This is a genomic window from uncultured Tateyamaria sp. (assembly GCF_947496075.1).
GTDB lineage: Bacteria > Pseudomonadota > Alphaproteobacteria > Rhodobacterales > Rhodobacteraceae > Tateyamaria.
Map to the genome: position 1 here is coordinate 99,936 of NZ_CANMBJ010000005.1, position 20,587 is coordinate 120,522.

Below are 20,587 nucleotides of genomic sequence, written 5' to 3' on the forward strand. Positions count from 1 at the left end.
CGCGGCAAGAGCAAGGATACGCCGGATTGCCATCAAGCGCGCCCAAGTGGTGGGTCGCAGCTTGCCATCAATCGTCACTGGTCCAATCGGTTTTAAAGCTGGCGCTGATTATTGCGTGGTCGAGCGCCTTATGGTCTCACGGTCACGTCTTCCAGTTGCAGTTTTCCTGCTACAACAGCGATCAATGCGGAACCGAGCGAGGCTTTTTCCAACACCTTGCCCGCTGCCGGGACGCAGGATGCGTTACGCGTGGTTAAAATCGTCCTTCCGGACCGTGCGGCGATCAACCCACTGATCCCACGCTCAGAACTGCAAAAGGTAAATTCCCGCCAAACCCGCCGAACGCCTTGTCCCCGCGGGGACACATCGCCCTAAACCGCGTTTGGAAGCGGTTTTTCGTCCAGAAACGCTACGATATTCTCCACTGCCATCAGCCCCATCGCCTCCCGCACCTCAAGCGCAGCAGTGCCCAGATGCGGCAGCAAAGTCACGTTCTCCAAGGCCCGCAAGGCCTCCGGCACGGCAGGTTCATGTTCATAAACATCCAGCCCAGCGCCACCAATGGACCCGGTGTCTAGGGCTGCGATCAAGGCGGCCTCGTCCACCACATCCCCGCGCGCGATGTTGACCAGATGCGCATGGCCCTGCATCGCCTCCAGCACGTGCGCATCAATCAAATGGCGCGTGTCCGTCCCCCCGGGGACAGCAACCACCAGCACATCGACAGACGCCGCAAGGTCGGACAATTCCTTGACCCGCTCAGCCTGAAAACCAAGGTCCTTCTTGGACCGGTTGAAATACGACACGTCCATTCCGAACCCGAAATGGCACCGATGGGCAATGGCTTGCCCGATCCGTCCCATCCCGACAATGCCGACCCGCTTGCCCGTCACATGCAGGCCCAGCATCTGCGTCGGATGCCAGCCGGGCCACGCCCCCGCCCGCACAAGCCGTTCGCCCTCCGCCGCGCGGCGTGCTGACATCAGGATCAACATCATCCCGATATCCGCAGTCGCATCGGTCACAGCGCCGGGCGTGTTGGTGACGGCGATCCCCTTGGCCTGCGCTGCCGCCGCGTCGATGTGGTTGTAGCCGACCCCGAAATTGGCCAGCAGCTTGCAGCGTGGTGCAGCAACATCGGCAAACACTTCGGCCGAAAACGCGTCCCCCAAGGTCGGCAGAACCATGTCAAAATCCGTCAAAGCGCGCCGCAACTCGTCCGCCGTCAAAGGCAGAGTCTCTGTCCGCACTTCCACGTCGCATCGATCCTGCGCCGCCCGCACCACGCTGTCCGGCAAGGGGCGTGTGATCCACAATTTCATCAGTGCATCCGCCCGCCGACCGGCACGTCCTTGTCGGGTATGGCCAGCACGATGTCTCCGTGGTCATCGGGAAACCCGAGGACCAGAACCTCGGACATGAAGGGGCCGATCTGGCGCGGGGGAAAGTTCACCACGGCCATTACCTGACGGCCCACCAACGCCTCGGGGTCGTAGTGCACGGTCACCTGGGCCGAGGTCTTGCGCTCGCCCAGATCATCGCCGAAATCGACCCACATCTTGATGGCGGGCTTGCGCGCCTCCGGGAAGGGTTCGGCTCGCACCACACGGCCCACGCGGATGTCGACCTTCATGAAATCATCGAACGAAATCTCAGCCACGGGCCAGCTCCTTTGATCGTGTTGTGGCTGCTTCAACAGCGCGCGGTAACAGGCTGGGAAAGCCCACCTTTTCGTCCATCAACACCTCTAGCGCTGCCTGCGTTGTTCCATTGGGGCTGGTGACGTTGACGCGCAATTGCGAGGGATCTTCATCGGCCTTCATCGCCAAATGCCCAGCCCCAGCAACCGTCGCTTTTGCCAGCTGCATCGCCAGATCCTCGGGCAAGCCCTGCGCCACACCGCCAGCGGCCAGAGTTTCAATCAAATGAAAGACATAGGCCGGACCAGAGCCACTGACGCCGGTGACCGCATCCATTTGCTCTTCACTGTCCAGACGAACCACTTCCCCGACTGCAGAGAGCAGCATTTCCGCCTCGTCCAGCGCGCCCTGCCCGGCATCGTTGGCACAGATGGCCGTGATCCCTCGGCTAACGGCGGCGGGGGTGTTGGGCATCGCGCGAACGATTGGGCTGGCGGTGCCAAATGCCTCTTCGAACGCAGACAAAGGCGTTCCTGCGGCCACAGACACAAACGCCGTGTCCCGACCGCCAAAGGCAGCGATGGCGGGCAAGGCATCGCCCATCATCTGCGGTTTTACGGCGATAAGAATGACGGCGGGTTCAGGGGGCAAATCGGTGTTCACGTGGACGCCGGTTGATTGCACCCATGGCGATGGCGCTGGGTCTTGCACCCAAACTGAGGTCGCAGGCAGGCCCCGCTCAAGCCATCCGGCGAGCATCGCCGATCCCATTTTACCGCAGCCCAGAAGCACGAGGCCCCGGGCTGCAATCCGACTGTCTTGCATGAAATCCCCCGTTCGTTCAGGGGCGCAGGTTAGGCGCGGCCATAAGCCTCCGCAATAGCGACCTGCATCGCATCTTTGGGTGTCCGGTCGCCCCAGACTAGAAGCTGCAGCGCGGGGTAGTAGCGCTCTGCACTCATCACCGCCGCACCAATCATCGTGTCGATCTGGTCAGCGCTGGCCATCTGGCCGCCCGACAGGACAAGACCGTAGCGGTACACCATCAGCTTTTGCTCTTGCCAATAGGTAAACGCACCCGCCCAGCATTGATCATTCACGAGGTTCAGAAGCTCATAAAGCCCGCCGAGTTTTTCCTCCGGCGGCTCCATTTCGAAAGTGCAGACCATGCGGAGCGTTTCGTCATAGCCGGACCAAGCAAGCGTAATGGAATAAGTGCGCCACTGTCCTTCGACGGCCATTGCGATCTGGTCATCGGCAATACGGTCGAAATCCCACTCGTGGTGTTCGGCCAGATGCTCGACGATGTCGATGGGATGAATTTCGTCTTCCAGGAACTGCTCGGAAAGTGCCATGGTGCCACCTCTTATTCGCTAGTAGCGCGTGGGGCTGGCAGCGCCCCAAGCGCTAGGTGCCTGCTCTAGAAACCGGGGCGATCCCCCGTGCTTCTACAAGATATGGTGACGACGGTGCGGCCATCTGGCAACCCTTTATTTGGGGATAAGCCCAATAAGTTGGGGAGAAGTCGGTTTCGCAGGCAAGATCGAGGGGTCGAAGAACCAGTCACCGAAACAGCCATCCTACGCGCCGTACACGCTGGGCATGTATCCCGTTGGCCAAGAAGGCGGGCTTTCGCCACTTTGTGGCAGGCGGGAGTGTCCGGCACTTTGCACCCTTCTGCACCTCACCTACGATCAAACTGCGGGCAAAGGCCTGTTTCAAACCGGGGTAGAGCCAGCAGTGCCAGCGCGCTTGCCTTCCGCTCTGTGACTGGCAGAGGGAGCCATGACCAAGGTCCAGGAGTTTTTTCAAGAATGCGTGGATGAGTTGCGACCGCATGGTTGGTTTGCTGCTTCAACATTCGACACAATTGAGGGTGTGATGAAGGCCTATAGGGCCGACATCCTTTATGGTGAAGAATTTGAAGCCATCGACGAGCTGTTCGAAGACATGCGCAGTTACTACTTCGCAGGCTTGCTGGCACTTGATCGGAAGTGCTGTACCCACTTCAACATGAAGAAGGCCGGCGCGGAAGGCGGCAAAGGGTACTACCAAGCGCTGGTCCAACACCTTGTCAGCTGCTTTGCGGACGATGTTGTCGCCGTCGAGGACTGGACGCTTGCGGAGCAGGGTTTCGCAAACATCGTTCCGGTGCATGTGTCGGCGACCCTGCGATCCGAATGGGTTGCCGATGGCGACGACGCAAAACGAGTGGAGATAGACCAAAGTTTTGCACCGATGCGATCATGGTCAGACTACGAGTTCGTCGCACAGCTTGTGCAGCGTCTTTTGGGAGACAAACGCCATCAAATGCTGTCACGGCCCGGAATAGACGAGGAGTGGGCACTTTTTATTTTCCCGCCGAACAAAGCCGGGGCTGACGCCCTGATGCGGTTGGAAAAGAAGCTGTTTCGCAAGAACGAGCGCAGCGAGTTTTGGACGCATCCTGTCCAAGACCTTCCACAACCGACGGAAGCGAATATCAACGATATCATGCGTACAGCCGGTTACGATGTCGAACTGGTCGAAGATGGTTTTGGCGGACAGACTGTTCAGGTCAGGTCGAAACAGTTCTTGGGCATCCCTGTCCGCGTCTGGATGATCTTCGTGCTGCTATTGATTGTGGTTATTATCAATATCGAAAGGATCGCCCAGCTGTTTGGGATTCCGATCTCCGTCTGAGGCACCCCTCTGTTCGCAGACAGCCAACGCCGCACCAACAAAAAAAGCCCGGCGTGGACCGGGCTTTCTGTTCGGACGGTGGTCGCGCCTACTTCCCTTCAAGCGCCTCGATCCGGGCCTTCAGCGCTTCGTTCTCTTCCCGCGCCTTCTGTGCCATCGCGCGCACGGCGTCGAACTCTTCGCGCGTGACGAAATCACGATCCGCCAGCCAGCGGTCCATCATGGATTTCATCGCCGTCTCGGCCTCGTCCTTCGCGCCCTGGGCCACGCCCATCGCGTTGGTCATCAATTGCGAGATGTCGTCGAAAATCTTGCCGCGTGCTTGCATGATGTCGTGTTCCTTTGAAACCTGTTGCCTATATGGACACAGACGTGGGGCGAGGCAAGGTTGACCTGCCCCCCAAGCAGAGGCATTGAGACGCAGATGACAGGCGCACTCCCCTTCCCCGACATCTCGCCCGAGATCTTCTCGATCTCGCTTTTCGGCATGGAACTGGCCCTGCGCTGGTATGCCTTGGCCTATATCGTGGGCATCATCATCGGCTGGCGGCTGGTGGTGATGGCGCTGAAGGCCCCGCGCCTTTGGCCGAACCAGACACCCCCGCTGAGCCCCGGCCAGACCGAGGATATGCTGACCTGGATCATTCTGGGCGTCCTGTTGGGTGGGCGGATTGGTTACGTGCTCTTCTATCAACCCGGCACCTATCTGAGCGATCCCCTGTCCATTATCGCGATCTGGGAGGGCGGGATGTCCTTTCATGGCGGTATGTTGGGCGTGATCCTGGCCTTCTGGCTTTATACCCGCCGGCACAAGCTGCCTTTGCTGACCACCGCCGATGCCGTGGCGATTGGCACGCCGCCCGGTCTGCTCTTGGGTCGGATGGCGAATTTTATCAATGCCGAGCTGTGGGGACGGCCGACCGAGTTGCCCTGGGGCGTGGTGTTTCCCGGGCAGGCGGCGCAGTACTGTCCTGACATCGTGGGGGCCTGTGCGCGGCATCCGTCGCAGCTCTACGAGGCATTTCTGGAAGGGTTTGTCCTGCTGGTTGTCCTGTTGTGGATGGCGTGGCGGCGGGATGGGTTCAAGAAACCGGGCCTGCTGACGGGCGTGTTCCTGGCGGGCTACGGCATCAGCCGTTTCCTTGTGGAATTCGTGCGCCAACCCGATGCGCAGTTCATTTCCGAGGGCAATCCGCTGGGCCTTGCCTGGCACATCGGTGGCTATGGTTTGACTATGGGCCAGATTCTGTCCCTGCCGATGATCCTTCTGGGCCTGTGGCTGATCACCCGCGCCCGCCGGCGGGTTGCAGCACCGGCATGAGCCTGAAGGACGGCCTTATCGCGCGCATTGCGGCGCATGGGCCGATCACCATCGCCGACTACATGGCCGAGGTGCTGCTGCATCCGGTGCATGGCTACTACACCACCCGTGATCCGCTGGGGGCTGCGGGCGACTTCACCACCGCGCCCGAGATCAGCCAGATGTTTGGCGAGCTTATCGGCCTGTCGCTGGCCCAAAGCTGGCTGAACCAGGGGGCGCCTGCGCCGTTCACGCTGGCAGAGCTTGGACCGGGGCGCGGCACTTTGATGGCCGATATTCTGCGCGCGACAGCGCGGGTGCGCGGATTTCATGAGGCGGCACGGGTTACCTTGATCGAGGCGTCTCCTTCATTGCAGGAGGTGCAGCGTACGACCCTTGACGGGTTTGATTTCACCTATGTTGAGGGGGCCGACCACCTGCCCGACGCACCGCTGTGGCTGGTCGCAAACGAGTTTTTCGACGCTTTACCGGTGCGGCAATTCCAGCGCGATGGCACGGGCTGGCGCGAACGGTGCGTGGGGCTCAGCGACAACACGCTGTCCTTTGGCCTGTCGCCCGCCGCGCCGCAAGCCACGTTGGCGCATCGGCTGGACGACACCGAGGACGGCCAGCTGGTCGAGATCTGCCCATCAGCCTCGCCGATCATGTCGGCCATCAGCACCCGGATCGAGACCCATGGCGGGACCGCGCTGATCATCGACTATGGCGATTGGCGGTCGCTGGGTGACACGTTACAGTCCATGCAAGACCACAAAGCCGTCGATCTGCTGGCCAATCCCGGCCAAGCCGATCTGACGGCCCACGTGGATTTCGAAGCGCTGACGCAGGCCGCCGCCCCTGCCGCCTTTTCCCGGGTCACCCCGCAAGGCGTGTTCCTGGAACGGCTGGGCATCACGGCGCGCGCGCAGGCATTGGCCGCAAAACTGGACGGTTCCGCACTGGATGCTCACATTGCGGCACATCGACGGTTGACGCATCCCGATGAAATGGGAAACCTGTTCAAGGTTCTGGGGCTTTTCCCAACCACTGCTGCACCACCGCCCGGACTGGAACGATGACGTTGGAAATTCTGACTGCCGAGAGCCTGATACCTGTCCGGCACGGGTTTTTCACCCGCAAGGGGGGCGCATCCTCTGGCATCTTTGCAGGTCTCAATTGTGGGACGGGCAGTTCTGATCAAACTGAAATCGTGGCGATCAACCGCGGGCGGGTGGCCGAAGCGATGGGCGTTGGATCGGACAAGCTTGCCGGTGTGCATCAGGTTCATTCCGGCGACGCGGTTCAGGTCACAACAGCCCCTGAACCAAAACCCAAGGCGGATGGGCTGGTCACAGCAACGCCCGGTCTGGCGCTGTCCGTGCTGACCGCAGACTGTCAGCCGGTTTTGTTTGCAGATGCAGAGGCACAGGTCATCGGTGCCGCACATGCGGGCTGGAAAGGCGCGCAGGCCGGGATCATGGAGGCGACAGTCGACGCCATGGTCGCCCTTGGCGCCACGCGCGAGAACATCCACGCGGTCATTGGCCCTACGATCAGCCAACGCGCCTACGAGGTTGGTCCGGAATTTTTTGACATCTTCCTGGACGAGGACCCGGAGAACACCCGCTTTTTTGCAGGTGGGGATGGTGATCGGATGCATTTCGACCTTGCGGGATACGGGCTGATGCGCCTGCGGGCAGCAGGGATCGCATCGGCTGAATGGACCCGGCATTGCACCTATTTCGATCCTGACAGGTTCTATTCCTATCGGCGGTCCGTGCATCAGAAGGACCCCGACTACGGGCGTCTGATCTCTACCATCGTTCTGTGATTGGGGCACAAATCGGGCGGGCCTTGCCATCCTGCTGTCCAATTGTTTCCAGATCGGGACCAATCAAGTGCCAAACGGGCAACAAATACAGGCGATCCTGACACGCCACAATTGTGCATCCACGTATTTGAATTTTTCTGAGAATTGTTTCCATTGGCCCCAAACATGCCCGATTGCACCGCCATTCTGTTTCTCAACGGGCAACAGACCCAGAGCATTGAGCAGAGGACAGACCATGACAAACGCACGCTTCATCAAATCGGTAACCGACGCCGCCAAGCAAGACGCACCACAAATGCCGTGGGCACGTGGCAAACGGCGCGCGGCTTTTGTCGCAAAGCGCAAGGCCGCGTTGGAGCTGCGCAAGTCCGCCTGAATGGCGAATCGGAATGTGGCAGACCTGCCCCGTTTCATGTGAACAATGTCTTAAGCGGCGCGCCATTGGTGCGCCGTTCATGGTTTATAGCCCCGATTCTTTGACAATTTGCGGCAATTTTAAGAATTAAGCCTCATAAACTTGACACAAGGACGCGTTCCGTCTGTCGTCGTCGGTGGGGGCCGATACGGATGTGACTGGTACTGCGAGGTTACATTTCATATATGACGTTCCCTGCTGCCCTGCGCGCACCGCGCGCAATTGAAGAACGATTTGCGACGCCCATGGCTCGGCCTGACTATCCTCCACTCCGCACATTCGAGGTTGCGGCACTGCGCGCCGACGGGTCGCGCAGCATCGGCACGTTCAAGGCCCCGGCCCTGCCGCTGTTTGAATCCGCTTTCTCGGCCTTTGCACGTGGCGTGGTGTTGTCCAGCCCGGGCGGCGGCATTGCGATCGAGGATTTGCAGCCGGGCGATTGGCTCAACACTTCATCCGGTGATCCGGCGCAGGTCATATGGATCGGGTCATCGAATTTTGTGCCGTCGGATATGGGGCGTCGCATTCCGCTGATCCGGGTCATGGCGGACAGCTTTGGCCAGCAGCGCCCCAGTTCATTCCTCACCGTGGGTCCCGGCGCGCGACTGCTGCAAACGCCGGCGCATCTGCGCGGCACAACCGGTGGCGAATCCCTGCTGACGCCCGCGTCGGAATTCGTGGACAACGTCAATGTCATCGAGGTCGTTCCACCAACCCCCATTCGGCTGTTCCACATCTGCCTGACGCGCCACGCGGCTGTGGATGTCGGGGGAATCGCAGCCGAAACATTCCATCCGGGCATGAACGCCACGCGGCAGGTGACACATGCACAACGCGATCTGTTCCTGTCGATGTTTCCCCACATCTCACGCGTGACAGATTTCGGGCCGCTGGCCCATCCGCGTGCCCCGGAACGGGACAGCGTCAGCAGCTGACCCGGCGGCTGCCGGAGCCGGTCAGGCGGATTTCGCCAACCGCGCTTCCAACACGTCGAACGGCACGCCGGGGGAATCCTTGGCCTGCCGGATCACCAGCGAGGTCTTGACCGAAGCCACGTTCGGCGTTGTCAGCAACTCGCCCGTCAGAAAGCTTTGAAAGCTGGACAGGTCGGGCGCCACGCATTTCAGGATGAAATCGACCTCGCCATTCAGCATGTGGCATTCCCGGACCAGCGGCCACGCACGGCACTTGTCCTCGAACGCGCTCAGATCGGCCTCCGCCTGGCTGGCCAGACCCACATTGGCAAAGACCTGCACCTCGAACCCGAGCTCGTGGCTGTCCACATCCGCATGGTAGCCGCGGATGTATCCGCTTTCCTCCAACGTCCGCACCCGGCGCAGGCAGGGCGGCGCTGAGATGCCGACTCGCTTCGCAAGCTCCACATTGGTCATGCGACCGTCCGCCTGCAGTTCTGCCAGAATTTTCCGGTCAATCGGATCGAGTCGCGTGCTCGCCATCAAAGCCCCCATGAATTTGCGGTTGTTATAACACGCCCGCAGGTGCGCGCAATAATATTTCACAATTGCGCAATTTTCCGAAATGACGCATTGCGTGCACTGCAACCCGGATGCCCATTTCCAGGGTTCAATCCCGCGCGTTCGGCGTCTATATCAGACAGGCTTTCAAACACCAGACGGGGGTCAAAATGGCTGAGACGAAGCGCACAAAGGTTCTGATTATCGGCTCGGGTCCTGCAGGATACACTGCGGGGGTCTATGCCAGCCGCGCCATGCTGAACCCGATCCTTGTGCAGGGGATCGAGCCCGGCGGCCAGCTGACCACCACCACCGAGGTCGAGAATTGGCCCGGGGATACCGAGGTTCAGGGCCCCGACCTGATGATCCGCATGCAGGAACATGCCAAGGCGATGGGCACCGAAATCATCGGTGACATCATCACATCCGTCGACTGGTCCAAACGCCCCTTCGTGGCCCAATCCGACAGCGGCACCGAATACATGGCTGACTCCGTCATTCTGGCTACCGGTGCCCGCGCCAAATGGCTGGGCATGCCATCCGAAGAAAAATTCAAAGGCTTTGGCGTATCCGCCTGTGCCACCTGCGACGGGTTCTTCTACCGGGGTCAGGAGATCGTCGTGATCGGAGGCGGCAACACCGCCGTCGAAGAAGCACTGTTCCTGACCAACTTCGCCTCCAAGGTCACATTGGTCCACCGCCGGGATGAGTTGCGGGCCGAAAAGATCCTGCAGGACCGCCTGTTCAAGAACCCCAAGATCGAACCTCTGTGGTTCCACCAGCTGGAAGAGGTCTATGGCACCGACAGCCCGCTGGGGGTCGAGGGCGTGAAGGTCAAGAACGTGCAGACGGGTGAGATCACGGACATCCCAGCCAAGGGCGTCTTTGTCGCCATCGGTCACGCACCGGCCAATGAGTTGGTCAAAGACACGCTGGAAACCCATATGGGCGGCTATGTCGTAACCAAGCCCGACAGCACCGAAACGTCGATCCCCGGTGTGTTTGCCGCAGGCGACATCACCGACTGGCAATACCGCCAGGCAATCACATCCGCCGGCATGGGCTGCCAGGCGGCACTTGAGGCCGAACGGTTCATCGCGGAAACCGAAAGCGGCGCCGAGGAGATGGCAGCCGAGTAGGTAAATACACTACGGCGTATCCAGTGCTTTCTCCACGGCATGCTTCAACGCGTCGTATTCCCGTTGCGGGATACCCGTCATTGCAGCACTGACAGACGATACCTCGTCGGCGTAAGCGTCGGGAGCGTCGAATAGCGCCCCCGGTGCGGTGAACTGGCTACCTGTCAGATCATATCGCTCATCATTGATCCGATTGTAGTAGTGCCAGACACCGGGCAACCGCGTGCGCAACACCTCTCCACCGAACATGTCGCAGATGACCGCCGCAGTGACATTGCACTGACCCAAGGCGGGATTGTCCGCCTGCCATTGCACTGCCGTTTTGAGCGACCAGGCCCCATGCAATGCAGAACGTACCGTTTGTTCGTCAAAGGTCATGCGCCACTGCTCTCCGCTTCATTAACGCCAATGCTATCGCCGTCGATGGCGAACGCAACACGATCACCGTGCGACGCCTTGACCAGACGCATCGGCCCGGCCACCCTGTACCGAAGCAAAAACAAGCAAAGGGCAGTCATGGCGCACGCGATCTGGCGCGGCAGTTTGGCAACAAGGATCAGGATCGTCAGCGGTCTGATCCTGATGGTCTATCTGACCCTGCACATCCTGAATCTTGCAACGATCCTGATTTCGCCCACGGCTTTTGACACGTTTCAGGCCGCACGCCTTTGGGTGATCCGGTCGGATGTGGGCACGGCAGTGATTATGTCGGCCTTCTTGGCCCATATGCTGTTGTCTCTGGGCAAAGTCGTTGTGGCACGGACGTTGCGCATGCCGCTGACCGACTGGGTGCAGATCCTCTTGGGCCTGCTGATTCCCATCATGTTGGTGGATCACCTGATATACACCCGCGCCGCACACGAGATGCTGGGCGTCACCACGATGTTTGGATACGTCAACCGGCTGATCTGGGGGACGGGGGATGGCTGGGCACAAGCCGTTCTTTTGCTGGTGGCGTGGGGCCATGGCTGGATCGGCCTGCACATGTGGCTGCGCCTGACATCCTGGTGGCAACGGGCCATCCCATGGCTGATCGGCATCGCGGTCATATTGCCGACGCTGGCCCTGGTTGGGTACATGACCTTTGCCCGCACAATCACCGGATTGCTCAGCAATCCGCGCGCTGAAGAGGTGGCGCACGCGGCGTGGAACTGGCCCGACGCACAGGGCTTCGCGGCGCTGGCCGCCGCCGCCAACAACATGACGCTGGCGGTCTGGGCCGTGCTGGGGTTCGCCATTGTCGCCTTTCTGGCGCGGCGCGGGCTCGCGGCCATCGCCCGCCCCATCCGCATCCACTATGTGGACGGGCCCAGCGTCCGGGCCCCGCGTGGTCAGACCATTCTTGAAACCTCCCGCAGCAGCGGTGTCACCCATACGGCTCTGTGTGGTGGGCGGGGTCGGTGTACGACCTGCCGCGTGATTGTCGAGGAAGGGCTGGAAGACTTACCTGCCCCGTCAGAGGCCGAACAAAAAAGCCTGATCGCCGTGAACGCGCCGCCCAACGCACGGTTGGCCTGCCAAGTGCGGCCCACAAGCTCGGTTCGGGTGTTCCGCGTCTTTGACCGCGATGGCAAACGCGGGCGCGCCCATGCCAGTCAGGGCAAAGAGGCGCAGCTGGCTGTTTTGTTTCTGGACATGCGCGGGTTCACAGCCCGGACGGATGGGCAATTGCCCTATGACGTTGTGCATCTGCTGAACCGCTTTTTTGACGAGATTGTCCCCCCGATCAACGCCGCCGGCGGGACGGTGGACAAGTATATGGGTGATGGGCTGATGGCGGTGTTCGAAAGCGCCACCGCCGAAATATCCGCCCGCTCCGCCATTCAGGCGGTTGAGGGTATTGGCAAAGCCCTCGCCGACTTCAATCAAAGACTGGACAGCGAAGGCAGCGCACCGGTGGCCATTGGGATCGGCGTGCATCTGGGCAATGTTGTGCTGGGCGAAATTGGCGCTGCGGGTCACGCCCCCCGCACGCTGATCGGTGACACCGTGAACATTGCATCGCGATTGGAAAGCGAGACGAAGGCGCGCAGCGCGCAAGTGCTTGTGTCTATGGACACGTTGCACGCCGCCGGTCTGGACGCGCCCAAGGATGTCGTGGTGTCCTTGTCACTGCGCGGGCGCGAGGCGCCGCTGGAGGCGGTCCCCTTGGCCAATGCAACCGATATCGGCGCCCTTGCGCTGTGGATTGCCGCACCTGCCTGACACACTTGACGCGGCACACATGGCCGTTACGCATTTGCCACAACTGCGGAAATCCGCGCACTGCAAAAGTTTGTTCTTCCATGAACAAACTTTCTGTGAAATGTGTTCACCCGTGAACGCAACCGAATGCATGTGATGTCAGCTGCACCCAAATCAACACCGGAAAGCGACGACCAGTTGTTCCGCCTGTTGCGGCAACTGGATCAAGCCTCTGGTGTCACCCAACGCGCTATGGCGCAAGAGATTGGCGTGTCCCTTGGACGCCTCAACACCCTTTTGCGACAGGCAACCGATGCGGGGTTTGTTCAGGTGAACGACATGGACGGCCCGGACAAGCGGCAACGCTTTTCCTACGCGCTCACCACGCGGGGGGCCGCCGAAAAGAACAGGCTCACCGATCAATTCCTCGCCCGCAAGTTCGCGGAATACGACGCACTTTTCGCCGAACTGACCGGCACCACGTCCGGGTTAAACCCCCTGAAACACAGGACCAAATTGATGGAAAACAACCTTGCTCCGATCCCTGAGCTGTATGTCTCCTATGACAGCGCCCAGAAGATGAAGATGGAAGCGGCCGACCTGGTAAGCTGGGATCTGACCCCGCGCCAGATCTGCGACCTGGAATTGCTGATGAATGGCGGTTTCAACCCGCTCAAGGGGTTCCTGTCGGAAGCGGACTACAACGGCGTTGTGGAGACCATGCGCACCGCGGATGGTGCCTTGTGGCCGATGCCTATCACGTTGGATGTAAACGACAAATTCGCGAGCAGCCTCGAAATCGGTCAGGACATCGCCCTGCGCGACCAGGAAGGCGTGATCCTCGCCACCATGACGGTGACTGACCGCTGGACCCCCAACAAGAGCCACGAGGCCAAGAAGGTTTTTGGTGCCGATGACAGCGCCCATCCGGCCGTGAACTACCTGCACAACACTGCGGGCGAGATCTATCTTGGTGGTCCGATCACTGGCATTCAGCAGCCCGTGCATTATGATTTCCGCGGACGTCGCGACACGCCGAATGAGCTGCGCGCCTATTTCCGCAAGATGGGTTGGCGCAAGGTCGTGGCCTTCCAGACCCGCAACCCCCTGCACCGCGCGCACCAGGAGCTGACCTTCCGTGCCGCCCGCGAGGCCCAGGCCAACTTGCTGATCCACCCGGTTGTTGGCCTGACCAAACCCGGCGATGTCGATCACTTTACCCGCGTGCGCTGCTACGAGGCCGTCCTCGACAAGTATCCGCAGGCCACCACGTCGATGAGCTTGCTGAACCTGGCCATGCGCATGGCCGGCCCACGCGAGGCGGTCTGGCACGGCCTGATCCGCAAGAACCACGGCTGCACCCACTTCATCGTTGGTCGCGACCACGCCGGCCCCGGCAAGAACTCGGCCGGTGAGGATTTCTATGGTCCCTATGACGCGCAGGACCTGTTCCGCGATCATCAGGAGGAGATGGGCATCGAAATGGTCGACTTCAAACACATGGTCTATGTGCAGGAGCGCGCCCAGTACGAACCCAATGACGAGATTGCGGACAAGGACAATGTCACCATCCTGAATATCTCGGGCACCGAGCTGCGCCGCCGTCTGTCCGAGGGTCTTGAGATCCCCGAATGGTTCAGCTTCCCCGAAGTGGTCAAGGAGCTGCGCCGCACCAAGCCGCCGCGTTCGCAGCAGGGCTTTACCGTGTTCTTCACCGGCTTTTCCGGGTCGGGCAAGTCGACCATTGCCAACGCGCTGATGGTCAAGCTGATGGAGATGGGCGGTCGTCCTGTAACCCTGCTGGATGGTGACATCGTGCGGAAGAACCTGTCCTCGGAACTGGGCTTTTCAAAAGAACACCGTGACCTGAACATCCGCCGCATCGGTTATGTCGCGTCCGAGATCACCAAGAACGGTGGCATCGCGATCTGTGCCCCTATTGCACCCTACGCGACGACCCGTCGGGCCGTGCGCGAGGATATCGAAGAGTTTGGCGCTTTTGTCGAAGTGCACGTCGCCACCTCGATCGAGGAATGCGAGCGCCGCGACCGGAAGGGGCTCTACAAGCTGGCGCGGGAAGGCAAGATCAAGGAGTTTACCGGCATCTCTGATCCCTATGACGTGCCACAAAGCCCCGAGCTGAGTGTCGAGACCGAGAACGTGGACGTGGACAACTGCGCCCACCAGGTTTTGCTGAAGCTGGAAAGCATGGGGTTGATCGCCGCCGAATAAGGCGGGGCGGAGGGCACCTCCGCCTTACTTTAAGACGTAAGGCGCACCATTCTGGTGCGCCTTTTTCGTTTTGTCCCCGCGGGGACAGCCTGTGCGGCGCCATCAGGCGATGTTCAGCAATCTGTGTTCCAGCAGGAATATCAGATGCTTGTGCAGCGCGCGGTGCGGTTTTCGGATGTTAACCACGCAAATGGCACACTGCCCGATGAAGGCGGGCGGCGCATCAGGATGCGCCTTACCGGCTTGCACTAGAGGTGCAGTTGACCGCTCATCAGGATATGCGCCTGCCCTTCCACGACCACCCCGGTGATGGCGTCACGGGAACCTTGCACAGCCACGAGTGCCTGTCCGGGGCGGCCCAGGCCGTGCCCTTGTTCAGCAGTGAAGTCCGGGCTGTCGATCAACCCTTCGGACCAGAGATAGGCGGCCATTGCGCCAGTGGCAGAACCGGTGAAGGGATCCTCTGCCGGGCTGGGTGGTGCCATCAGCAAGCGGGCAAAAGTGTCCCCCGCCTTGGTCGCGCCTTCAAGCGTACACCAAAACGGTTCCATCACGTCAGTGCCGTGCACACCCAATGCGCCGAGATAGGTTTGAAAGGCGTCCATGTTGAACGTCGCACGCTCAAGCATTGCGCGATCCCTGAGCACCGTGATCGTGAAGGGCAGTCCGGTCGACACAACGCGGGGCGGATGAATGATCGCGTCCGCAGGTAGGCCACCCACCGCCGCGACCAGCGCCGGATCGGGACGCGCGCCAAATGTCGGCGCAACCTGAGTCATGCGAATGGACATACCGTCCACTTCGACCGGGACGATCCCGGCGTTGGTTTCGAGGGTCAGGGCGCCATCCGTGATCAGATCGCGGTGGCGCAACGCAGCGACTGTGGCCACTGTCGGGTGGCCGGCAAAGGGGATTTCACGGCTGGCGAGGAAATAGCGGATGCGGATGTCGGCCGCATCGGAGGGGCCTGTGAATGTGCATTCCACCAAAGAGGTTTCGCGCACAAAGGCCATGCAAGTCGCGTCGTCCAGCCCAGCGCCGCCATGCACCACGGCGCAGCCATTGCCACCAAAGGCCCGATCGGTGAATGCGTCCACCCAATCGACATCAAAACTCATGCCATGTCCCTTTCCCATCGCGCCGCACTGTCACCGCTCGAACAGCGCATTGCTTGGAGACAAGGTCAAGTCGAAGGCGTTGCAGGGTGCGGATGGTGAGACGCGCGATACACCTTATCGCCCAAGAGACGGCAGTGATGTTTGAATTCGATCAAAACCGTGCGGGACGGAAGTATGCGCTTCAAATCCGGGCATTCCGGGCAAGGTCGGAAACAGAAACGCGGCCAAGCTCTTTTTCGAACACCTGTCTGGCCGCGCCCATCGCTGCCCGAGTTGCGTCGCTTGCGGCATGTTCCAGCAGACAGGGCGACGAAGGCTCTGGTGCGCCGATGGCAAAAACACTTGGTGAGCCGAGCGCGATGTAGACATCCATAAGACTGATTTCAGACAGGGGGCGTTGCAGGTGCCAGCCACCACCGTGCCCCTTGGTCGATGTCACGAGGCCATGCTTGCGCAATCCCCCCATGGTGCGTCGCACCAATGACGCGTCCATTCCGAACATCTCGCCCATGCGTTCCGATGTCACTGGCTCATCTATCTCGTCCAGATGCAGCAGTATGTGCAGCACCCTGGGAAGCCGATTGTCTGTTCTCATGCGACATACATATCCAAACTGACATCTTGTGACAATTGTTATCACGAGAGATTGACGGCACCTATCATGTGACATTAAAAGTCACGTGAATCAATCGAGATTGGAGTGCGATAATGTCACTGCTTCACACCTTGCCCCAGCCTGCAACGAAGGCCCAATGGATCGCCGTCTGGGCCCTTTTGATTGCGGCCTTTGTGTCTCTGCTGGACGTAACGGTGGTGAACCTGGCGGTGCCAAGCATTGCACGGGACCTTGGTGCGACGGGAACGCAATCCCAGTGGATCTTGCTGGCCTATCTGGTGCCCTTTGCCGCGTTGCTGTTGCCTTTGGGGCGGTTTGGCGACGTGCTGGGGCGCCGCCGCCTTTTTCTGATTGGCGTTCTTGCATTTGCAATCGGTGGGCTTGGGGCGGGCACCGCGCAAAACATCGCAACGCTTATCATCGCACGCACCTGTCAGGGCATCGGTGCAGCGACCATGATGCCCCAAGTCCTTGCCCTGACCCAAGTGATCTTGCCGCCCGAGCAAAGGCGGCGTGCGGTTGGGTATTTCGGCATGGTGAGCGCGCTGGGGGCCATCGCGGGCCCGATTGTCGGCGGCCTGATCCTGACCGTCGATCCCTTTGGTCTGGGCTGGCGCATGGTTTTCCTGGCAGCACTCACACCCTGTGTTCTGTCAGCCGCTGTGGTCGCTGTGTATGTGCCCCGTGACGCCACCCGGACCTTGAAGAGGCTTGACGTGCGGAACGGTGCGCTGGTCGCGCTGGCCGTCACCGGATTGGTCTATGCAGCGGTGCAAGGCAGGGTGTTTGGGTGGCCCATTTGGATCGTGGCCATTCCCCCGCTCAGTTTGCTGATCTTGGCATATGTGGCACGCAACCAACTGTATTACGTGCGTCGCGACGTCGAGCCGTTGTTGCCCGGTGCGTTGTTGCTGTCCCGCCCCTTTTTGCAAGGCACAGCGATGATCCTGTTGGTTTTCTGTGGCATCGCGGGGGTTTCGTTCTTGCTGGCCCTGGCATTGCAGGCGGGCCCACAATTGTCGCCCGGTGCGGTAGCCGTTGTCCTTGTCGCGCATCCGGTGTTCGCCGCGATGGGCGCTGCGGTTGCCGGACGCATCGCACCGGCAAACCGATGGGCGCTGCCCTGCCTTGGATCGGCCTTGACCTGCGGCGGTGTTGTTCTGGTCATCCTGGCCTTCTGGACTTTTGGCGATGGCATCAGGGTCTGGTCCCTGCTGTTGCCCCTTTCCATGATCGGGTTTGGCATGGGGCTGAGCAATGTCTCTCTCATGTCGAACACGCTGGCCCTGGCGCCCAAGGAGTTTGCCGGCGCTGCTTCAGGCGTCATTCAAACCGGGCAGCAGATCGGTATCACCCTTAGTATCGCCATCGTTGGCGGTCTGTACCTTGGAAACCCGCAGGCCACGACGGCTGAAGCTGCTGCGTTGGCACTTTGGTTTCCGGCGATCGTCTTTGCAGCGGCTACGGCCCTTTGCGGTCTTGGAGCGCGTTTTCAGCGACATGCGGTGACAGGTTGACGCGAACGCGCGCGCCGGAAGCAGACAGTGACGGTGAATCAAGTCACGGTGAACTGACCCATCATCCCGCAGTCTTCGTGTTCGAGGATATGGCAGTGATACATGTACGGGGCATCCTCTGGCGCGTCGTGTTCGAACTTGACCAGGACTTCGGACCAGCCTTCTTCGACATGCACCATGTCTTTCCAGCCTTGGGCATAGGCCGGTGGTTCGGTGCCGTTCTGAGTAAGAATACGGAAGGAGCATCCGTGGATATGAAACGGGTGCAACATGTCGTCCACCGCGATCCTCCATATCTCGGTATCGCCCTTGCGGACCCGTTCGTCGATCCTGTCCATGCGCATCGGTTGTCCGTTGATGCTCATCACACCGCCGCCGCAGACATTGCCCCAGGCCAGCGCCAGCGCGGCGAGGTCAGCGCCCCCGCCCATCTCGAGCTGGAATGAGCGGGTCGTGGTGGCTTGCGAGCGATCAGGCGGCGAAAGGTTTGCGAGGGTGTTTGGCATGGTGCCGGAAAACCCCTTGCCTCCATTCGAAGTCAGGGTCAGTGCAGCAATCGTCTGGTTGCCCCCGAACCAGTTTGCCAGGAAACCGCCGCCTCCACCCAGGCTGACGTTCAGAGCATTGCTGTCGACCGACTTCATATCGACCAGCACCTCGTAGCGTTCGCCGGGCGACATCAGGATGCTTTCCGCTTCGACCGCTGAGGAAAGGTACCCGCCATCGGATGCGATGGCCGTCAGGGGGCCATTTGCCATCGACAGGTCCAGAAACCGGGCGTTGCAGGCGTTGAGGATGCGCAAGCGCACCAGCCCTGTTGGCACGGATTGGGCAACGGGCGCGATGGCCCCGTTGACCACCAAAGTGTCCCCTTCAAACCCATCTTCGAAGACTTCGCCGGTCGATTCATAGGTCATCTGCCCAGCAGGATCGAACGCCTTGTCCTGAAGAACCAACGTGAAGTCATCGACGCCGTAGGTCTTGGGCAAGTCGGCTGACAGGCTCGCGTCATCTTCGATCAGCATCACCCCTGCCAGACCCTTGTATGTCTGCTGCGCGGTCTTTCCGTGCATATGAGAGTGAAACCAGTTCATGGACGCGCTTTGAACGATGGGCACGTCGGGCGACCACGTGGCACCCGGTTCGATCTCTTGATGCGGCCCGCCATCCACGTCGCCCGGAATGTGCAGGCCATGCCAGTGCAATGTAGAGACTTCATCGATGCCGTTGCGCACATCGAAGGGCAGTGTTTGCCCCTGTCGCACCCGCAAGACCGGACCCAAGTAACTGTTGTTGATGCCAAAGGTCTGGCTGGCCGTACCCGTGCCGAAATCGTGGGTGCCCGGGCCCAGGGCAAGCGGGATGCGGCCATCGATACCACCGGTCAGGTCAGTCAACGGGATCACGGGAAGACGTCGCAGCGATTGAGCCCACACCAAGCTACCGCTTGCCACAAACGCGCCCGCAGCTGCCGTCCTGAGAAAAGCACGTCTGTCCATTGGAGCCCCCAACCCTTATCAACTATGGTTGATGAATGGGTATCAGAAGGTATTTTGTCAACCGTGATTGATAAAAAGGACGACGACTTTCTCGGGCGAAACATCAAGGGCCTGATGATGACGTTGCTTGCGCAATGGAACCAGCAGATGGACGATGCGCGGGCCGAGACGGAATTCGCGACTGTGCGCCCAGCAGACATTCGGGTGTTTGCACAGCTTCGCGGACGCACGATCAAATTGTCAGACATACACCGCGAAATGGGGTTTTCACGCCAGGCGGCGCAACAGGCAGTTGATCGCCTTGTGGCACAGGACATGCTGTCCGTTGATCCGGTTCCCGGCAGCAAGCGGGACAAGGTCGTTTCGATCACCGACAAGGGGCAACGGTGGCGTACGATCGCAGCGTATCAAATCCGAGGCATAGAGGAAGAGATCGCGGACGTGCTTGGAGAAGACGGGCGAGAGGTCATGCGGCAGTGTCTTGTCGAACTGTTATCCAAGACGTCTCCCTGAGAGGGGCAGCGGCATTCCGAATACCCTTTGTAGCCGGATGCAGCGCACTTGATTGCCCGTACAAATGTGATCGCTGGCCTACCCAGCGATCACAAGCGGATTGAGCGGGGTTGCCTTGGTCATCAAAGCGAAGCCCACGCAAAGCGCAGAAAGACGACGTGCTGTTCGCTATCGCAAGCGGCCAGACGGCTCAGTGTATCAATGTAGTGGCTGAGGTGCGTAGTCGTGCTGACGCGCCAGCGCAAAGGCCAGTTTGCGGTCAGCCACAAGGGCCAATTGCTGCCCTTCGGCATCGTGCACGGCAAAGAGCTGGTCCAGCCCTTCGGCCTGCTCCTGCACCTCTTGCGGCAGGGCATCCACATCGATGGCCTTTACATAGACCATCCGGCCCACATCGGCGTTCAAATCATAAGGCGTGTTCATGAC

General features: G+C 60.4%; 22 protein-coding genes. 11 read left to right on the forward strand and 11 right to left on the reverse strand.

Going from position 1 to position 20,587, the window contains the following annotated elements:
* Nucleotides 1-371 precede the first annotated feature (371 nt).
* The 4 genes from Q1A51_RS17505 to Q1A51_RS17520 are packed head-to-tail and all read right to left on the reverse strand — an operon-like array spanning nt 372 to nt 2,995.
* Nucleotides 372-1,322, reverse strand: coding sequence for a D-glycerate dehydrogenase (locus Q1A51_RS17505; RefSeq protein WP_299604253.1), 951 nt, complete (start codon nt 1,320-1,322; stop codon nt 372-374).
* Entirely contained in the window at nt 1,322-1,660 is a 339-nt protein-coding gene (locus Q1A51_RS17510; RefSeq protein WP_299604255.1) for a tRNA-binding protein, read from the reverse strand. Before Q1A51_RS17510 ends, Q1A51_RS17505 begins: the two co-directional genes overlap by 1 nt.
* Complete coding sequence (proC, locus tag Q1A51_RS17515; RefSeq protein ID WP_299604257.1) at nt 1,653-2,465, reverse strand: pyrroline-5-carboxylate reductase; 813 nt, start codon at nt 2,463-2,465, stop codon at nt 1,653-1,655. The genes Q1A51_RS17510 and proC overlap by 8 nt, the downstream gene beginning before the upstream one ends.
* Before the next feature lie 29 nt (nt 2,466-2,494).
* Complete coding sequence (locus Q1A51_RS17520; protein ID WP_299210205.1) at nt 2,495-2,995, reverse strand: YbjN domain-containing protein; 501 nt, start codon at nt 2,993-2,995, stop codon at nt 2,495-2,497.
* A gap of 430 nt (nt 2,996-3,425) precedes the next feature.
* Between Q1A51_RS17520 and Q1A51_RS17525 the strand changes: the two genes are divergently transcribed.
* Nucleotides 3,426-4,322, forward strand: a complete 897-nt coding sequence (locus tag Q1A51_RS17525) for a hypothetical protein (RefSeq protein ID WP_299604259.1) — start codon at nt 3,426-3,428, stop codon at nt 4,320-4,322.
* An 88-nt stretch (nt 4,323-4,410) separates the two neighbouring features.
* Here Q1A51_RS17525 and Q1A51_RS17530 read toward each other — a convergent pair whose 3' ends face one another.
* Nucleotides 4,411-4,650, reverse strand: coding sequence for an accessory factor UbiK family protein (locus Q1A51_RS17530; protein WP_189369483.1), 240 nt, complete (start codon nt 4,648-4,650; stop codon nt 4,411-4,413).
* Nucleotides 4,651-4,746: 96 nt separating this feature from the next.
* On the opposite strand from Q1A51_RS17530, the gene lgt reads away from it, so the two are divergent.
* From lgt to Q1A51_RS17555, 5 genes are all read left to right on the forward strand, one after another.
* Nucleotides 4,747-5,643, forward strand: coding sequence for a prolipoprotein diacylglyceryl transferase (gene lgt, locus Q1A51_RS17535; RefSeq protein ID WP_299604261.1), 897 nt, complete (start codon nt 4,747-4,749; stop codon nt 5,641-5,643).
* Nucleotides 5,640-6,701 (forward strand): SAM-dependent methyltransferase, encoded by a 1,062-nt coding sequence (locus Q1A51_RS17540; protein ID WP_299604264.1) that lies wholly within the window; start codon nt 5,640-5,642, stop codon nt 6,699-6,701. The genes lgt and Q1A51_RS17540 overlap by 4 nt, the downstream gene beginning before the upstream one ends.
* Nucleotides 6,698-7,453, forward strand: a complete 756-nt coding sequence (gene pgeF, locus Q1A51_RS17545; protein ID WP_299604267.1) for a peptidoglycan editing factor PgeF — start codon at nt 6,698-6,700, stop codon at nt 7,451-7,453. Before Q1A51_RS17540 ends, pgeF begins: the two co-directional genes overlap by 4 nt.
* A 235-nt stretch (nt 7,454-7,688) precedes the next feature.
* Nucleotides 7,689-7,829: a hypothetical protein gene (locus Q1A51_RS17550; RefSeq protein ID WP_299604270.1), complete on the forward strand. Its 141-nt coding sequence runs from the start codon at nt 7,689-7,691 to the stop codon at nt 7,827-7,829.
* A gap of 284 nt (nt 7,830-8,113) precedes the next feature.
* Nucleotides 8,114-8,803 (forward strand): Hint domain-containing protein, encoded by a 690-nt coding sequence (locus tag Q1A51_RS17555; RefSeq protein ID WP_299210218.1) that lies wholly within the window; start codon nt 8,114-8,116, stop codon nt 8,801-8,803.
* A gap of 21 nt (nt 8,804-8,824) precedes the next feature.
* Here the strand turns inward: Q1A51_RS17555 and Q1A51_RS17560 are convergent, their stop codons facing one another.
* Nucleotides 8,825-9,325: an Lrp/AsnC family transcriptional regulator gene (locus tag Q1A51_RS17560; protein ID WP_299210220.1), complete on the reverse strand. Its 501-nt coding sequence runs from the start codon at nt 9,323-9,325 to the stop codon at nt 8,825-8,827.
* 188 nt (nt 9,326-9,513) lie between these two features.
* Here Q1A51_RS17560 and trxB point away from each other — a divergent pair, with 188 nt between their 5' ends.
* Nucleotides 9,514-10,482, forward strand: coding sequence for a thioredoxin-disulfide reductase (gene trxB, locus Q1A51_RS17565; protein WP_299604274.1), 969 nt, complete (start codon nt 9,514-9,516; stop codon nt 10,480-10,482).
* A 9-nt stretch (nt 10,483-10,491) separates the two neighbouring features.
* On the opposite strand, the gene Q1A51_RS17570 is transcribed toward trxB, so the two are convergent.
* Nucleotides 10,492-10,860, reverse strand: a complete 369-nt coding sequence (locus tag Q1A51_RS17570) for a hypothetical protein (RefSeq protein WP_299604277.1) — start codon at nt 10,858-10,860, stop codon at nt 10,492-10,494.
* A gap of 138 nt (nt 10,861-10,998) precedes the next feature.
* Between Q1A51_RS17570 and Q1A51_RS17575 the strand changes: the two genes are divergently transcribed.
* The gene (locus tag Q1A51_RS17575) at nt 10,999-12,687 is read left to right on the forward strand and encodes an adenylate/guanylate cyclase domain-containing protein (RefSeq protein WP_299604280.1); all 1,689 of its coding nucleotides are present in this window, start codon (nt 10,999-11,001) and stop codon (nt 12,685-12,687) included.
* 135 nt (nt 12,688-12,822) lie between these two features.
* Nucleotides 12,823-14,898, forward strand: coding sequence for a bifunctional sulfate adenylyltransferase/adenylylsulfate kinase (locus Q1A51_RS17580; RefSeq protein WP_299604283.1), 2,076 nt, complete (start codon nt 12,823-12,825; stop codon nt 14,896-14,898).
* A gap of 248 nt (nt 14,899-15,146) precedes the next feature.
* Here the strand turns inward: Q1A51_RS17580 and Q1A51_RS17585 are convergent, their stop codons facing one another.
* Both Q1A51_RS17585 and Q1A51_RS17590 read right to left on the reverse strand, forming a co-directional pair.
* The gene (locus Q1A51_RS17585; RefSeq protein WP_299604285.1) at nt 15,147-16,016 is read right to left on the reverse strand and encodes a PhzF family phenazine biosynthesis protein; all 870 of its coding nucleotides are present in this window, start codon (nt 16,014-16,016) and stop codon (nt 15,147-15,149) included.
* Nucleotides 16,017-16,197: 181 nt separating this feature from the next.
* Nucleotides 16,198-16,611 carry an Rrf2 family transcriptional regulator gene (locus Q1A51_RS17590; RefSeq protein WP_299604288.1) on the reverse strand — a complete coding sequence of 138 codons (414 nt, stop codon included), beginning with the start codon at nt 16,609-16,611 and terminating at the stop codon, nt 16,198-16,200.
* Between the two features lie 113 nt (nt 16,612-16,724).
* On the opposite strand from Q1A51_RS17590, the gene Q1A51_RS17595 reads away from it, so the two are divergent.
* Nucleotides 16,725-18,149 carry an MFS transporter gene (locus tag Q1A51_RS17595; protein ID WP_299604290.1) on the forward strand — a complete coding sequence of 475 codons (1,425 nt, stop codon included), beginning with the start codon at nt 16,725-16,727 and terminating at the stop codon, nt 18,147-18,149.
* 38 nt (nt 18,150-18,187) lie between these two features.
* On the opposite strand, the gene Q1A51_RS17600 is transcribed toward Q1A51_RS17595, so the two are convergent.
* Entirely contained in the window at nt 18,188-19,648 is a 1,461-nt protein-coding gene (locus Q1A51_RS17600) for a multicopper oxidase domain-containing protein (RefSeq protein WP_299604292.1), read from the reverse strand.
* A 63-nt stretch (nt 19,649-19,711) separates the two neighbouring features.
* On the opposite strand from Q1A51_RS17600, the gene Q1A51_RS17605 reads away from it, so the two are divergent.
* Nucleotides 19,712-20,161 (forward strand): MarR family transcriptional regulator, encoded by a 450-nt coding sequence (locus Q1A51_RS17605; protein ID WP_299604294.1) that lies wholly within the window; start codon nt 19,712-19,714, stop codon nt 20,159-20,161.
* 198 nt (nt 20,162-20,359) lie between these two features.
* On the opposite strand, the gene Q1A51_RS17610 is transcribed toward Q1A51_RS17605, so the two are convergent.
* Nucleotides 20,360-20,584: a DUF1150 family protein gene (locus tag Q1A51_RS17610; protein ID WP_299210236.1), complete on the reverse strand. Its 225-nt coding sequence runs from the start codon at nt 20,582-20,584 to the stop codon at nt 20,360-20,362.
* Between the last annotated feature and the right edge of the window lie 3 nt (nt 20,585-20,587).

Coding starts and splice junctions, on each gene's coding strand:
- Q1A51_RS17505 (WP_299604253.1), bottom strand. CDS start 1,322: ATGAAATTGTGGATCACACGCCCCTTGCCGGACAGCGTGGTGCGGGCG.
- proC (WP_299604257.1), bottom strand. CDS start 2,465: ATGCAAGACAGTCGGATTGCAGCCCGGGGCCTCGTGCTTCTGGGCTGC.
- Q1A51_RS17520 (WP_299210205.1), bottom strand. CDS start 2,995: ATGGCACTTTCCGAGCAGTTCCTGGAAGACGAAATTCATCCCATCGAC.
- Q1A51_RS17525 (WP_299604259.1), top strand. CDS start 3,426: ATGACCAAGGTCCAGGAGTTTTTTCAAGAATGCGTGGATGAGTTGCGA.
- Q1A51_RS17530 (WP_189369483.1), bottom strand. CDS start 4,650: ATGCAAGCACGCGGCAAGATTTTCGACGACATCTCGCAATTGATGACC.
- lgt (WP_299604261.1), top strand. CDS start 4,747: ATGACAGGCGCACTCCCCTTCCCCGACATCTCGCCCGAGATCTTCTCG.
- Q1A51_RS17540 (WP_299604264.1), top strand. CDS start 5,640: ATGAGCCTGAAGGACGGCCTTATCGCGCGCATTGCGGCGCATGGGCCG.
- pgeF (WP_299604267.1), top strand. CDS start 6,698: ATGACGTTGGAAATTCTGACTGCCGAGAGCCTGATACCTGTCCGGCAC.
- Q1A51_RS17550 (WP_299604270.1), top strand. CDS start 7,689: ATGACAAACGCACGCTTCATCAAATCGGTAACCGACGCCGCCAAGCAA.
- Q1A51_RS17555 (WP_299210218.1), top strand. CDS start 8,114: ATGGCTCGGCCTGACTATCCTCCACTCCGCACATTCGAGGTTGCGGCA.
- Q1A51_RS17560 (WP_299210220.1), bottom strand. CDS start 9,325: ATGGCGAGCACGCGACTCGATCCGATTGACCGGAAAATTCTGGCAGAA.
- trxB (WP_299604274.1), top strand. CDS start 9,514: ATGGCTGAGACGAAGCGCACAAAGGTTCTGATTATCGGCTCGGGTCCT.
- Q1A51_RS17570 (WP_299604277.1), bottom strand. CDS start 10,860: ATGACCTTTGACGAACAAACGGTACGTTCTGCATTGCATGGGGCCTGG.
- Q1A51_RS17575 (WP_299604280.1), top strand. CDS start 10,999: ATGGCGCACGCGATCTGGCGCGGCAGTTTGGCAACAAGGATCAGGATC.
- Q1A51_RS17580 (WP_299604283.1), top strand. CDS start 12,823: ATGTCAGCTGCACCCAAATCAACACCGGAAAGCGACGACCAGTTGTTC.
- Q1A51_RS17585 (WP_299604285.1), bottom strand. CDS start 16,016: ATGAGTTTTGATGTCGATTGGGTGGACGCATTCACCGATCGGGCCTTT.
- Q1A51_RS17590 (WP_299604288.1), bottom strand. CDS start 16,611: ATGAGAACAGACAATCGGCTTCCCAGGGTGCTGCACATACTGCTGCAT.
- Q1A51_RS17595 (WP_299604290.1), top strand. CDS start 16,725: ATGTCACTGCTTCACACCTTGCCCCAGCCTGCAACGAAGGCCCAATGG.
- Q1A51_RS17600 (WP_299604292.1), bottom strand. CDS start 19,648: ATGGACAGACGTGCTTTTCTCAGGACGGCAGCTGCGGGCGCGTTTGTG.
- Q1A51_RS17610 (WP_299210236.1), bottom strand. CDS start 20,584: ATGAACACGCCTTATGATTTGAACGCCGATGTGGGCCGGATGGTCTAT.